Here is a 14,664-nt window from a genome sequence, read left to right on the forward strand (position 1 = left end):
TTGCGGTCCTTGATGATCCGATCGAGCCGGTCTCGGTCGCATGGGGAAAGGCTGATTGAGATACCGCTGCGCATCCACCCTCATCGCACAACCGGCAAACTTCGGGAATCCACTTCAGGACTCTTCTGTCAGACCTTGCCCACTAGGATCAGTGCGACCAGCCCTGACGAGGCACTCGACTGGCTGCATTCTGAGGACGACATCCTCGATGGGACGGACGTCCTTGCTGTAACCTCGCCCGATGACGGCAGCGAATGGCTCGTACTGACCGGCTTCGAGACCTACCGGACAACAGGCCTTGGGATAAACTGCGAAGCGTGGCGCCGGGTGGCGAGCGTGGTCGTGCGCGCTGCCGATCGCGATGCAATCTTGGGCCTGCTGGCGCAGGTTCATCTGCAGGGGCATGGCGACCTGCCCTCGGCCGAGGGCGGCGGCCTTGGTACCTATCTCGGAGAGTTTCCCTGGGGCTCGACCGCTACGCACCACAGTGACTGGCAGAAGAAGTGGAAGCCCTTCGGCATCGATCGCAGCTTCGGGCGCGGTGTCGATGTGCTTCCGACGACCGCAGAATACACGGCCGAGGCGGGTGGCTATGACGGCTCGCTCGAGGATAACCTTTCGCTGCACATGCCCGCGCGCTGGCTGATGGAGGCGCTCGGGATCCATCTCGGCGATGGGCGGGCCGTCAAGTATCGCGACGCGCAGGGACAGACCCTGTTCATGGACCCCTCACTCGAGACACCGGGGCGAAGCGTGGCCCTCGTCGATCGCAAGGAATTCCTCGCTTGTCTGGAGCGCGAGGGTCTTGTGGCGATCTGGGGGGTCTCAGGTGAGAAGAACGCTTATGGTGAGACGGGAAGGGACGGCTTTGGCGGACGCTACACCTATACGCGCCTCTATTACTCCGAGGGCTCTGCTGTTCACGCGCTTGACCGCCTTGTGACATCCGACGAGCCCTCCCCGGACCAGCTCGCAGCGTTCAGGGGAGAAGCCCCGTCCGAGGTGGGTTGAGGTCGCGAGCATATCGGCAGCCCGGCTTGTTTTGAAGCTCGGTCATTAATCCACCCTGGATAGGCGTTTCTGACAGGATCGGTAGGCGCAGCTTTGACAGTACAAGTTGTAACGAAATCAACCTGTACTGGCATGGCGGGCGCGGGTGTCGTAAAGGATTGGATGGGGGTGAACGATGATCTCACGCGATATTCTGGGGCGACTGGTTCCCGATCGCCTGCCTGACGATGATTTTGTCTGGGATTACCCGGCACGCCGATCAGTTGACGGACCGGAAATGTGGATCGGGGCATGGTCGGCTTACCTGCGCCGGCAACTGGCCGACGGACTTCGCGGCTTCGGGATGGCCGATGATCCCGGCCTTGGTAAAACCCTGGAGCGTGCCGGATTCATCGCTACTGGCATCCTGCGTGTCGCTTTTCCGGACATGGCGCCCGATCCGCAGTTTCCGGTCGTAGAAGGCTTCCAGTTCGGCGCCATGTTGCTGACCGGTGCCGATCACCCGGAGCGCTATCGCGGGCTCATACCACTTGAGGGTGGGCGGACGATGGTGAACGTTCGCGAAGTCGCGGCATCGATCAATCTCCAGGGCCGGACCGGTACCGACGGATGCATCGCTGCGGTCTATACCGACGAGCGAGGCAGTCCGTGCGGCATAACCGCGCGCCATGTCGTGAACCGCTATCGGCGGGGCGATCGCGTACCGCTGCAGTGCTTCGATTGTGGGAATCCCGCCCGCATGCTGCGCAGCGCGCCGGGACTTATCGACGCCGCCAGTGTAAGCCTTCCTTGCGGTGGACCGCACTACCGCTGCCCTGAGCCCGGTCTGCTTCGTCCGGCGCTCGAGGGTGAGACACTGGTGTTGCATCTTGGGCAGAGCGGGCGGGACGAGGCCACGGTGATGGCCTCCCTGTCGACGTCGTCGCAGATCAAGAGCGCTGCCATACCACAGCATTTCCTCACCGACAGGCACGGTTATCCCGGAGACAGCGGGTCATTGATTACGGGGCTGGAATTTGCGCAGCCGGCCGATCTCGTTGGTATGTATCTGGGCGAGGCCGACTGCGAGGATCGGGAGGGCATCCTCGAGACTTACGGCTATGCTCTCGACCTGAAGCAGGCGGCGGACATGCTGGGTGCACGGAACATTCGGGGGAATTATTATGGGTGACAGATTTCAGGTGACCATCGTCGGGCCGGCCCCGGACACGGCACGCGACGCCGGAGCCGATAGTTCGGAAAGCCCCTACCAAGTACGGCAGCAATCGCGCGCCGGCACGGTGGTCGATCGCATCGACGATCTGGAACGGATCTGGGACCAGGTTATCGGGAAACTGACCGCTCTGGCGGCGCAGTCCTCGATCGCGGCAGCTGCCTCCCAGTTCCAGCTCGATGAGATCGAGTTCAACGTGGGTATCGAGGCCGGCCTCAGCGTCGGGTTGGTGACCAAGGGAGAGGCCTCGGTCGCCATCAAGTTCGCCCGGATCAAAAAGGACCAGGACCAGCCTTGAGACGTGGCCGGTGCCCGGCGCGTTCGTGCTGGCTCTGGGCACTTGTCCAATCTGCAAGGGCTGCAGAGGTTTCTGCCGCGATCGGGGAGGGCGAGGACCCGGAACGCGGCGCGATCGTACCGTCAGGGAGCGACCGGCGTCTTGGCCTGCTGTAGCGCCGCGGCTGCCTGCAGCTGCGCCAGCTCTGCCCTGGCAAGCGATGCATCCGCCTCGAATGCGGCTTGCGCTTCCTTCTTCGCTTCGTTGGGATCCTGGAGCAGCGCGCGCTCGAGATCGTTGACCTTCTTCTGGGCCTCGAGAACGGCGACCTGGTCGAGAAGGGCCTTAGTCGGGGACACGACGAGCGCCGCCTTGGCGTCCGCCAGCTTCTTCTGGGTTTCGTAGAAGGAAAGCTCCTCTGCGGCCTTTTCGGCAGGCGTCTTGTGGATTGCCGCATATGTCGCCGAGACCGTGTCCGACAGGTCCTTGCCTAACGTCGCAATCGTTTCGGCAGAAGCGGACTTGTTGGCCACGCCGGCTTTGGTCAGGCGGCCCTGCTCGTCGAACGTGGCCTCGAACGTGCCGTTTGAAAAGGGAGGGCTCTTGTAGGGGAGGTAGAAGATCCGGCCGAGCTGCGCGATCGCACCGGTGGATTCCGCCACAGCATCGGCACGCGCGCACTGCGGCTTGGCGCATACCAGCATGACTCCGCTCGCCGGCACGCGGTATCGAAATCCGTCGCGTCTCGCGGCGCTTTCGGGGGCGCTGGCCGTGAGGCCGTAGGACCCCACGCGCTCGAGCCGGAAGAAGACGTTCATCTTCCCGGCAAGTTGGTTGATCACCCCGTCCTTGCGTACTTTGTATTCCGCGTCCGTCTCCTCGCCGGGGGTTCCGCGAGGGACCTCGAACCACTTCAGGATCGCCGAGGCGGGAACCGTGAACGGCTTGTCCGCGGGCGATGCAAATTCGGTGCTTCGCTCCGGCCAACGGTACGTCTCCTCGTAGGAGAGGAACTTCAGTTTTGCATCGAGCGCCTTTTGCTCCGTAGCGAGGATGAGCTTGTTGCCTTCCAAAAGGGCGATGGCGCTTGCGAGTCGGCGATTTAGCACTCTGTCCTGGCTGACGATTGCGGTCTGGGCCTTGAGCCGCTCCACCGTCATCGTCTGCTCGGCAATGGTGGCGGTCAGCTTCTCGACGACGCCCTTGAGCCGGTCTCGCTCGCGTACGGCCTGCGAGGTCGCCTCGAGGCATTTGGGCTTGGGCATGTTGGCCGTGCTGACCATGCCGGTAACCACGGTCCTGGCGATCTTCGCGATGCCCTGGACGCTCGCGGAAATGATCTGCGCGGTCCGGTCCTCCGATGCGGCATTGATGCTGGTGAGCCGTCCCTCGCTCCAGGTCAGCGTCATGCTCGAAATTTTGGTTGGCGCGGCGAGCGATCGCATGTCCACGACATACACGTGGTCGCCGTCATCGACGAGCTCGGGGGTGATGACGGCCGAGGTGGCGGTCTTGAGTTCGGAGCCGATGCAACTGGCCACCCGCGTGGCGACGACCACCTTGTACTGCGTGAACTGCAGCATGTAGGGCACCCCCGTACGTTCGGCGACCGAGGCGTCATCGTTCACCTTGGCGACTTCGAGGTGCGTAGTGCAACCGCCGGCTGCGAGCGCGCACGATACCGCCCAGATTGTTCCTGACCGCATGTTCATTCCCCCGTGAATTCAAGCTCGCGCTTGATGATCGCGTCCACCGTTCCAATCGGATAGTCGCCGAATGTGCCCCCGCTCACCGGTGTCGCTGCCCCGTCGACCAGTTCGTAGTCCTTCCTGAACGAGATCGTCGAAGGCAGGCCGGATGCTCCCGTCTCGCAGGCGGAAAAGCTGCCGTCGGCCTCCGAAACGATGAATATCTCGCGATGGGCACCCGAAGACTTGATCGCTCGTACATCATTCCAGGCCGGTGCCGCGCCGTTCGCGCAAGTCAGGCCATCGAGCGTGTTGAGCCGTCCAAGAAAGGTTCTGGCTACGCCATCCTGCACGAACGTAACGAGATCGTGCCGGATCATGAGCGCGGCGACAGTGTCGAGTTCGACCCTGCCGAAAATCGCGTCGCGGTCGGCGGCCCGGGGCAGGAGCCTTCCAGAGACCAGGAGCCGGCGCTTGAGATCGGAGGGCTCGGCATCCCAGATCGCGCTCAGCATCGCTGCAGTCCCCGAGACGAGGGCAGTTGCCTGTGATGTGCCGGTGATCTCCCGGTTCTCGTCGAGGCTTATCGGCGCGGTCAGCCGGCAGCCGGGTGCGAGCAGATCTACGTAGGCGCCGCGATCGGAGAAGGATGACATCGAATGGTCGGCATCGACAGAGCCGACCGTGATGACATTGGCGGTCTTCGCGCCACCCAAAAGGGCTGGGTAGAGGGGCAGGGAGGCCTGTCCTGGCTCGTACTCGTTGCCGGCGGCGGTGATGAAAAGCGTGTGCGCCCAGACCGGGTTCTTGGGCAGCCTGATCAGCTCGGCGGCGCGTTCCTTCGGCGCGCCGATGCTCATGTTGACGATGTTGATATCCCTGGTCTGGGAGAGCAGTGTGAAGGCGTTCTGGTCGACGCCTTCGGCAAAATCCCGGCCCCCGCCGGTCAGATTGATGATCGCGAGCTTGAGCCAGGGCATTCGCCATACGTCGGGCATCTTGTCGAAGGCAGCCCCGCCGGTGATCAGAGCTGCAACATGCGTCCCGTGCCCGGTGGTGATGCCGGGAACGTTCGCGGGCGCGGCGTTGTAATAGTTGATCGGGTGATAGGCCCCGGTGATCATCGGCCCAAGCCGGCCCCGTCGATACCGGGCGCCCTCGAACATCGTCTCGGGGAAACGCGCGCCCCACAGCGGCGGCTCGGTACGCGGCACACCGAAGAAGCCATTGTCGAGGATCGCGACGCGTACGTTGTTGACGAGTGCAGATTGTGCGCGCAGTCCGGCAGCGAACTTGAACGCCCTGTCGATTGCAGCACCGTCCTGGGGGTAATGCGGTGCCTGGGCGCTGGCGGCAAGGCACACACCCTCGGTTTCGACCGGCGCGACAAGAGCACCACCAAGCACTGGCGCGCCTGCTGCGATAGTGCCGGCAGAAAGCCGGTTCAGTTCGGCGACGAATTTGTCGGGCGCAAGCGCAACCGGTCTGACCGCGACTTGCAGCGAAAACGGCATCTCGAGCGCTTGGCCGGGCTGCATGCGAAGGTCGGACAATCCCGAGCCCTTGAAGACCTGTCGCACGTTGTTGAGCGAGACCGACTTGCCGAAAAGATTACGGGTGAGGTTCCATTTGTTGTCGCCCGGGCGCAATGTCACGGGCACCGACACGCCGTCCGGACCCGCGGAGGTGACGTAGAGGCAGGCGGGGAAGCGAACCGTGTAGGCCGCCGCCTCAAGCGGCTGGTCGGTCCCGGGCAAGCCGGTCACCGCCTTGTTGAGCCGGGTGTACTGCTCGACCAGGGCAGGGGACGCGGAACCGCACAGCGTGGTCAACGCGTCACGGGCCGAGATCGTCGCAAGAGCGGGCCACTCGCGTTCGGAAAAACCTGCATCCTGCGCATTCTCGGCCACGAAACGCACGATGGCATCATCGGGGCTCGGGGTGTTGGCCCGCAGCATCACCACTTTGGACGACAGGCCGTCCTGGGCCCGGCAATCCGCGGCGCTCAAGGCAAGTCCACCTGCGACCAGGCTGGATATTGCGGGCGTCCAGGCCGACAAACCACGACAGGCTCTCGCGCGCGCCGCGCTCGCTCTCGGACGCATCACGGTCCGGCGCCTCACCGGCGGCAATCCGCGCCGTTCGCGAGGTCGGGTCTGGAGCGCGCGCAGATCGCAACCTTCTTCTTCTCGGCCCAGTCCATCGCGAATTGCGCGACACCCGGCGCAGACGCCGGCAGGAAGTACGAATACCAGTCCGGCTGACCGCCTTCGCTCGGTCCTTGGCCGTCACGGACATTGAGACCAGCGATCCGGCGCCCGGGCACGACACCTGCGCCCGTCATTCCGGCCCAGACCGGGCCGCCGGAATCACCCTCGCACAAGGCGGGCTTGCCCGGCGCGCTTCGCGCGCGCGCGAACACGCCCTGTTCGTCCTCGTCTACACCGATGTCCGATTTCTCGATCGTACCCGCACCATAACGCAGCCGGCGTTGCCCGGGCGGATCGAATTCGGTGATGGTGTCGTTACCGACCAGATACTTCCTGCGGCAGCCGTAGCCCATTAGCAGGACCGCTCGACCCTCGTACAGGGCCGTATCGTCGAGCGTCTCGGGGCGGATGTCTGTTGCACCGCGCGACAGCACGCAAACGGCCACGTCGCGGCTCATGTCCGCACCGTTGCGATAGGCGTCGGCAATTTCGCACGCCGTGACGGGGTATGGCGCGCCGGCGAACACCATCTGGACCTTCTTCATCGCGCCGCGCGACCAAACGCAATGCGCGGCAGTCAGGACGAACTGAGGTCCGATGAGGGTCGCCGTGCAGAACAATGGGCGCTTCGGATTTGTGTCGTCGACCGATACCGCCACGGATCGCCAGTCGGCGAGGTTCTGGACGACCGTTCCGTCGTGCAGCTTGATCCCTCCGTTCGGAAGGACGGTGTCCAGCGATTCGAAATGGACAGTATCCGCGACAGGCTGTGCTAGGCTCTCGGAAGACACCGCGCCCGCGATGAGCAAGGCGCATACCGCGCCGCGCCGCAAGGCCCGGCTCAAGACTGTTTCGTGCACACACCTTCCCCCACAGAAAGACATGACGGTCGTATCGAGGTGATACGAATCGCTCCCCGCGCTACGAATATTTGAAGTCATACGAAATAGACAGGCCAAAGCGGGGGGATGGGAGGAAAAATAAGAATTCGGATCGAGTCTTTTCCATCAGATAAAAAACCGTCGCATATCTACTTTAATCCGCGTGACGTGTGGGCGGGGCGCATTGCTGCGCACCACACGATGCGAACGATTTAGGGATTTCAAGGGGTGTATTGGCGATTGGTTGGCGTGCTGCGGCAGACCTGTTTGAGGGGCATGGTCTGGCGGAGTCGTCTGGGAAGGAACCTCATATTCGACGGTGGGTCTGGGGCCCCGGAGGCCCTGCGAATTTAGGTTTCGGTACCGTCCGTCAAAGCGATAGGGTTTGCAGAAATGTTCCGAGCCGGCAGGCCGTGGTTTGGAGAGCCAAGCGGAACCTATCGGAGAACATGCGATTTCAGGCAATGTTGCTTCTGATTATGGCAGTTTCTCCGGTGCCTTAATTCCACGAGAAATTTTATATGGACTGCCCATCAAAGGGGAACCATCTGCCAATTTGAGAACGATGGTGACCGAGGTGCAACGGCGATGCGAAGATGCCGGGGCCGGAGGCGAGAGCGCTTGGCAGCCACCGCGCTCTGCCTTCGCAGTGCACTGCGTGCGCCGCGCCGGTCTCGACCCTGACTGGCGACGGTCGCTACCGCAGGGGCGGGGCGGTGTGAGCCGGCAGTCGGTGGCGTCGAGTGGGTTATTTGCCGGATAAGGCTAGATATCGTCCATTCCGGCCTGCAAGGCATCCAGCAGGGTGACGCGCAGTGTGCGCCACTCCCCGGCCTGTGCATCGAGCCCTGCAACCGGGATCGACTGGCTGCTGGCAAGGGTCTGCAGCAGACTTTTGATGGGGTCCTGGACAGGGCCCGCCAGCTTGCCCGCCGCGGCCAGATACCGCGCCGCGCTGCCGCTGATGCTGGGGTGTACGCTAGCGTTTAGCCGGTCCAGCACGCAGCGCTCGGCCTCCGGATCTTTCCTGAAGCGCTCCAGGATCGCGACGTTGACGATATGCTGGCAATCGAACTCGGAGCGCCATCGCCGCGTGAGCATCGCATCCATGATCTGGCAGAACTGGTCGATTGGGGCTTGGCTTGCCGATGCATGGATGGCGGTAGCCCAGTCGCCGAACTCTCTTCCCAAGTGTTCGGAGATCCGGGGGACGGGAATTAGCCCTGTGCCGGGCGCGTAGATGGCCAGCACGATCGCATGCTCGTGCGGCGCACGTTCGAACCTTTCAATTATGCCTTCACGGACATTGGCGGCATCGGGGAATTGATCGCGCAGGAGAAGTGCGACCTCGCCATTATACAGTGCCCACCTGTTATCGTGCTGGGAACGATCAAGCACATCCCAGCAGCGTTGCAGGAGCAATTCACTTCTGGGGCGGACTGCGGCGAGGGCCCGCAACGCACCCGGCGTCCTGGGCAGTTTATCGTTTTCGGCAAAGGCAATCAGGGCCTTGCGCGCCTCTGGCGAGGAATTGGGCGCGCGGGTCAGAATCGTGGGAAGGCTGAGGCCGCTGACTTTGGCGTCCAGACGCTCCGGCAGACTTTCGCCGAATGCGTCCTCGAAGTCGGCCAGCCTCTCGCAGATCAGCCGTTCGAGAGTGGGCATCTTGCGAAGGAAGCCACCGATCTCGAGCCGAAGCGGTTTTCCGCCTTCGATGAGTCCGGCGAGTTGCGTGAGCCCGCCTGTGTGTACCAGCCCTGCAAGTGCCGCGCCGCGGCGCATTTCTAGATCGGAGCTGACGATGAGTGCCGCCTCGAGCAGCGCGGCCCTGTCCGCAGCGACTTGCTGGGGTTCGTGCCAGCGTTGATGATGGGCCGACACCATTCGCACCCGAAGATCGGCGTCGCTTTCCGCCATGCCATTGGACAGTATGGTCTCGAGACACGTCCCCGATCCGGCCGTCGCGGCGACCTCGATAAGCTGGCTACGCAACTCAGCCGGCAGCGGCACCGCCGCGCGCAGAAGTATAGCCCTTATCTCGGGATCGTCACCATATCCTGCAGCGATGGCTCCAAGTGGCGCAACCGGCTCGCCACACTGTCTGATGGCCAACCCGCGGACCTGCGGGTGTCGGCTGAACGAACGGTATAACGGGTAGCTCGCCGGGAACTGACCACGCACATCCTTCGCCGGACGCAGGATGGCCGCGACTGCCTCCTCGTCGTTATGATCGCAGCCGCATTTCTCAAGCGCCTCGCCCAGCATGTCACGCCGCACGTCAGATCGCCTGGCGAGCGTAAGGAGCCGTTGCCGGGCAGCCCTGTCGTCCTGCATGAGCTCGGGAAGGAATGCGACCAGAAAGATCAGCCTCTCGTCCGGCCAAGTCAGAACCGCGTCGAACGCTGCCCTGACAGATACATGATCACGCTCCCATCCGGTGAGAAGCGCCCTGAGCGCCCAGTACTGGTCCATATCGGTCTTGCCGTTGAGGACGTCGATCAGGATATCCGCGATTCCATCGTCCGGCGTCTGGCCGACGTAATGGACAAGCTTGTGCATTCCGATGACGCGACTTTTCGATTTGCCCCAGTATGCGCGTGCTGCTGCGCGGATTTCCTCGTCAGACCGGGCGAACATCCCAAGCCGGATCCAATGCCTTCCGTCGTCGAAAGCATGGAAGGGAAAATCGTCGGCCAATTCGCGAAGGACGAAAGCTCTTATCTCCGGGCGCCCGACATCGCATTCGAGCAGGTAGGAAATTGCCGCGTCGTGCTCCCATTGCGTACCATAGTCGCGGCCAGCACTGCGCAATGCGCTCTCGATCAGAACTTCGTCGTTGGCCCAGTAGGCCCCGAGTAGGGCGGATGCGAGCGAGTGATGCGGCCAGGATAAGTCGGACCAGTGATTTTGGGCCTGCAACACCACGTCGCGCATGTCGTCAGGACGACGGCCTGCCTTGCAAAGGCCTAGAACCGCTACTAGCCTTAGTTCGAGACTTGGCGATTGCATCGCCTCCTCAAACAACGACAGCACTGCAGGATCGGCAGCCCAACCCAACGCGAGTGCTTCCAGAATCGTCGATGCCGTGTTGAGCGAACGCGTTGTTGCCAACGCGGTGATGAGCCGTGGTCGTGCATCGTCACTGTTCCCGAAAACCTTCGGGTAGACTGCGGCGGCGGTCCGTTGCACCCCGCGGTCCTCGTCGTGCAGTGCACGCCAGACCATTTCCTCTAGAGCGGCGCCGCTCTCCCATTGCGCACACTGGACAATAAGATCGGAGCGCGAGCTTAATCGTGCCGGAGCCCATCCTTGCAAGCGCTCTTCGAGCTGATCCTGAAAGAACGGGTCAGCCACACCGCTCAGGATCGATCTGAGAGCATCGCGTCGTGCGGGCATCCAGTCATTTGTCTCGACGCGGCGCAGCGTCTCCTGCACGAGGCGGCGCGCCGTTGCCGGTGAACGTGCGCCCGCACCGATCGCGATCTCCCCCAAGATGCTGTGTTTGTGGAATGCGGCCAGCGGGTCGGGTTCCGGCTGTTCGATGAGCGCAACGAGGCGGTCGAATTCGTCCCGCCGGTTCATGCCTCGCAGCAGATTGGCAATGACATTGCGCCAACGCGGATGGCCTGCCCGCTCCTGCACGAAGCGCTCGATGTCTTGGAATGGCCAGCCGCTGACATGTTCGGCGCTCAGGTACTCCTCGAAGCTTGCGTGGACGAAGCCGATTTCCTGCGAGGCCTTCTCGATGATGAGGCCCTGCGTCTCGGCGTTGACGGCAAGGATTTCTGTCGCGGCCGCCCGCCCGGCCGAAGCATCGAGGTCATACCCTTCGGGCGATGTAAGATACCTGCGCAATTCCTCTCGCGCGCTCCGAAGCGGGAAGCCCGCATCTCCTGCATTTTCGCGCACGACAAAAGCCAAGCGGGCGATCGCCCCGCGGCGCTGCTCCGGATCCTGTGCGTACCGGAAGCGGGACTGGCTGTCGCCGGCTGCCGTCGCACGGTTACTGGGATGGACCTCCAACATGAGCCGAACCAGCTGATCGTAAATCTCGCTTTTCGTGCGCGGCAGGATTTGCCCACGCAACGATAGGTTGATCAGGCCCGTGAGGAGCAGGGGGATTTCCGAAAGCGTCGCAAGGCTGCGATCGCGCGCGAGCTGGGCCATGAAGCGACCGGTCTGCATCTCCGCACCCTGATCGACGCCGGGCCGTGGGCCGACGGCAGGATCTTGGGCATACCGGCCGAACCAGCGAGCAGCGATGTTTTCCTGCTGTTCGCGTGAGAGCACGGCAATCGTGCCGCGCTTCCAGGTCGTTGGCAGCGATCCGATCTTGCCCAGACCACGCGGACGACCCGAGACGATGATCGGGATGTCGTGGGCCTGGACCGCCGTGACAAGGTTCGCAAGCGTGGTGCGGGCAGCCTGTTCGTCGCTCCATTCGTCGAGCCCGTCGACAAGGAGCACGATGCGCCGGTCATCGATCGCTTGGTCCAGCATGTCGACTATCGATCGGGTCAGCTGCGGCTCGAGAGTGCGTCGAACAATTTCCTTCAGGCCGACCCTGTTGCCGTCACGGGCAATCTCTCCGGCCCAACGCGCGAAGGGTACATAGATGGGAATATGCCTACCCCACCTGGCGCCCAGCTCGGGAAACTTGTCCTGTGCGCCAAGAAGATCGAGTGCCACCACGCGCAGAAGAGTGCTCTTGCCCGAACCTGCATCACCTACCACCGCCAGTCGCTCGCTGTCGCCCAGCCAGTCGGCTAAGGACAGGCGTCTTGCCCGGCTGCGCTCCAGGCCAGCAGCGGGCAGCGTCGTATCGCCCAGGCCCGGCGCGCCCAACGGGGCTGCGTTATTGTGGTCGTCGGGTGTGCCCGTCGGGGAAAAGTCGATCCGGTCCGAAGCGGATGCTACCTCGTGAACGACCATGTCGGGTTTGAGGTAGCGCTCGAGTAGCGTCAGGGCCGGACGCGTTTCGTCGCCGATAGAGCCGAAACTGCCCGGGTCGATAAAATGGAAGTTGGCATCGTAGATGTTTTCCAGCTGCCCGCGCACTCTGGCAAACGCTTCGCCGTCCAGCCGTGTGCCAAGGGCGGCGGCGACGTCTGCTCCCAAGAGAGCCTCGACCCATGAGCGTCCGAAGAAGTCGTCGATCAGCTGCGGATAGGCGCGCAGCGCCCCGGTCAATTGTTCGCCATCAAGAGCACGAAAATCTATGCCCAGCGCGCCCAGGCGCTTGGCCTGCTTCTCGATCTCACGCTGGATTGCCGTAGATCCGAGTGCAGCCTGAACAGCGATGGTGAACGTCGCGGTGCCCACAGCCCAGCGACCGGCGATGAAAAGGTCCACGGCAGCGCGCAGCTTGGTCGCCCCGAAACTCTTGTGACGCTTGGCCTGAAGGCAATGGTATCGCCCGTCGAAACGCCGCGCAAAGACGTCGATGCCCTCCTGCGCTTCGCCCTGAAGACCATAGCGTGCACAGTACTCGATTTCGCCTTCCAACGCTGTGAGACGATGGCAGAGCCGTTCGAAATTCTCCCAGCTCAGTGCTTCGAATGGCAGCAGCTGCGCGCGCGTCGCGACGGGAATGACCGCTGGCAGGGCATCGGGCGAGCTGTTGATGCCGGCGGGCGCAATCGGGCTGGTGAGCGTGGGCATTGGCCGTGTGTGCCCGCCCGTGCGCGCAGGCGCCAGATCAAAAGCTGCCTGGGCCGATCAAATCCAGACATCTGTCTTCGTGGCAGAAATGCGATCGGATGAGGCGCGTCCGAGCCTGGCGCTCGGCACTGCAGGAACTTATTGCAGCGGCAGGAGAAGGAGGGGGAGTGGAGAAGCGGGCAAGCGGTCGCTTGCTCACGGCGCATCTCCGGAAGGATTACCCTGCCATGCTCTTCGATACCCTGTTTGCACCCATGCGTACTTTTCTTAGCGCAGTCCTTGCGCACTTGCGACGCCGGTCGCATAAGCCGCCGGCTCCCCGGGTTGCGGCCATGTGGTCTGCGCACTCTGTCCCAAGCAGCGCGCGCGGGTTTTCTCCATGGGGTTCACCGGCCCGTCAGTGACCCTTGTCGGCCTTCCTGGCGGCGTCCCCGCGCTGCTTGAGCTGCTGGCCTCGGACCTGACCGGCCTCGTCGAGGAATTCGAAAGGCAGCGCCTCGAGGACATCCCCGAGGTTCGAAGGGTCGTCGCGCGACCAGAGAAAGAAGGGATCCACCAACTCGAAGATCGTCAGGAGTCTGGCCCACTGAAGTGGCTTGGGCGAGGTCCGGATGAGAGCGCGGTGCTCCATTGCCGATGCTTCCAGCCCGCGGCGGCGGAGCGCATCTCGGGCGGCCTCCTGAACGTTCGGAGAGATATCCCCGGCCAGCGTTCCGAGCCAAGCGAGCGGTACGCCGGGTGGTATGACAGCTGCCAGCCGGGCCGCGGTGGTCCTGTCCCTGGCGCGCGAGCTCGTCGCCAGTGGGGCGGCCAGATCTGCCAGACGCGCGCCTCCAAGATGGACGCGCAGCCGCCGCTCCAGTTCCAGGCGAAGCGATGGCGCGGCGCTGCCGTACCGTTCGACTAGTTCGCGGCCAGCGCGTTCGGGATCGATCTCGAGCATGAGGTCGGCCGCAACCGCGAGATCATGGCGGACCAGAAGACGACGGGCAGCAAAATAGGCCTCCTGCGGCTCCTCCTCACGCAGAAAATCGATCGCTGTCACGGCATTTCCGCGATCGAAGCCCGAATACCTGTAACTTGCCCGGACCAGCTCATCCTGAGCCCATGTGTCGCCAGCCTCGGCAAGCAGCAGCAACTGTCCCGCATCGATCACCAGGTGACCGTTCTCACGCGAGCGCCGGAGAAACTCGATGACGGCGGCCTTGCCGGCGCTGTCCCTCGCCAAAACGTCCAGATAATGCCGCCGCGAACTCGAGCCGGTTCCCAGGTCCTGGCTGGACAGCCAGTCGATCACGGCGTTCCTGGCATCCATGTCGCCGAAGTCCGCGAGGTAGGCCGCGACGAACTGCGCCTCGTCGTCAAACCTGCCTTCGATCAGCGTACAGGTGAGGGGAAGGATTGCGGGCGTGTAGAACTGCAGAGCGTTGAACGAGCCCAGGATCCTGTGACGCAAGGTCGGCGGTGTCTGCGGCGCCAGGTAGATGGCGACCAGCAGCTGTGCATCGTCCGCGTCGAGAAGAAACCCCGTGAGTGCCGCAGCGATGTCGAGCGATTCCGGATCGCCATGCGTCAGGAGACCGGCAATCCGCTCGCGCAACCCGGACAGATCCCTCCCGGCCGAGCTGCGCATTTCTGCCGAGTTTACATAGACAGGGGTGCCTGCACGGACCATCGCTTCGAGCCGGGCATCGCAACCATGGACCGCCAGTGCATCCATGCG

The 14,664-nt window shown here is 63.3% G+C and carries 8 protein-coding genes; 3 read left to right on the plus strand and 5 right to left on the minus strand.

Features of this window, described 5'->3' with window-relative positions; translation table 11 throughout:
* Positions 1 to 135: 135 nt before the first annotated feature.
* From LH128_RS25025 to LH128_RS25040, 3 genes are all read left to right on the plus strand, one after another.
* A complete protein-coding gene (locus LH128_RS25025) occupies positions 136 to 1,011 on the plus strand; it encodes a hypothetical protein (RefSeq protein ID WP_008832486.1) in 876 nt (291 codons plus the stop codon).
* Positions 1,012 to 1,354: 343 nt separating this feature from the next.
* On the plus strand, positions 1,355 to 2,182 hold the full coding sequence (locus LH128_RS33780) for a hypothetical protein (protein WP_172705167.1): 828 nt from the start codon (positions 1,355 to 1,357) through the stop codon (positions 2,180 to 2,182).
* Positions 2,175 to 2,522 carry a Pepco domain-containing protein gene (locus tag LH128_RS25040; RefSeq protein ID WP_008832488.1) on the plus strand — a complete coding sequence of 116 codons (348 nt, stop codon included), beginning with the start codon at positions 2,175 to 2,177 and terminating at the stop codon, positions 2,520 to 2,522. Before LH128_RS33780 ends, LH128_RS25040 begins: the two co-directional genes overlap by 8 nt.
* 122 nt (positions 2,523 to 2,644) lie before the next feature.
* Here LH128_RS25040 and LH128_RS25045 read toward each other — a convergent pair whose 3' ends face one another.
* The 5 genes from LH128_RS25045 to LH128_RS25065 form a co-directional block, all read right to left on the minus strand.
* On the minus strand, positions 2,645 to 4,207 hold the full coding sequence (locus LH128_RS25045) for a hypothetical protein (RefSeq protein WP_008832489.1): 1,563 nt from the start codon (positions 4,205 to 4,207) through the stop codon (positions 2,645 to 2,647).
* A 2-nt stretch (positions 4,208 to 4,209) separates the two neighbouring features.
* Complete coding sequence (locus tag LH128_RS25050; protein ID WP_172705168.1) at positions 4,210 to 6,198, minus strand: S8 family peptidase; 1,989 nt, start codon at positions 6,196 to 6,198, stop codon at positions 4,210 to 4,212.
* Positions 6,199 to 6,308: 110 nt separating this feature from the next.
* Positions 6,309 to 7,208 (minus strand): trypsin-like serine peptidase, encoded by a 900-nt coding sequence (locus LH128_RS25055; protein WP_037521271.1) that lies wholly within the window; start codon positions 7,206 to 7,208, stop codon positions 6,309 to 6,311.
* Positions 7,209 to 8,045: 837 nt separating this feature from the next.
* Positions 8,046 to 12,941 (minus strand): NACHT domain-containing protein, encoded by a 4,896-nt coding sequence (locus tag LH128_RS25060; RefSeq protein WP_008832492.1) that lies wholly within the window; start codon positions 12,939 to 12,941, stop codon positions 8,046 to 8,048.
* A 397-nt stretch (positions 12,942 to 13,338) separates the two neighbouring features.
* On the minus strand, positions 13,339 to 14,574 hold the full coding sequence (locus LH128_RS25065; protein ID WP_172705169.1) for a hypothetical protein: 1,236 nt from the start codon (positions 14,572 to 14,574) through the stop codon (positions 13,339 to 13,341).
* Between the last annotated feature and the right edge of the window lie 90 nt (positions 14,575 to 14,664).

Origin of the sequence: Sphingomonas sp. LH128 (assembly GCF_000293195.2) — a bacterium.
Lineage (GTDB): Bacteria > Pseudomonadota > Alphaproteobacteria > Sphingomonadales > Sphingomonadaceae > Novosphingobium > Novosphingobium resinovorum_A.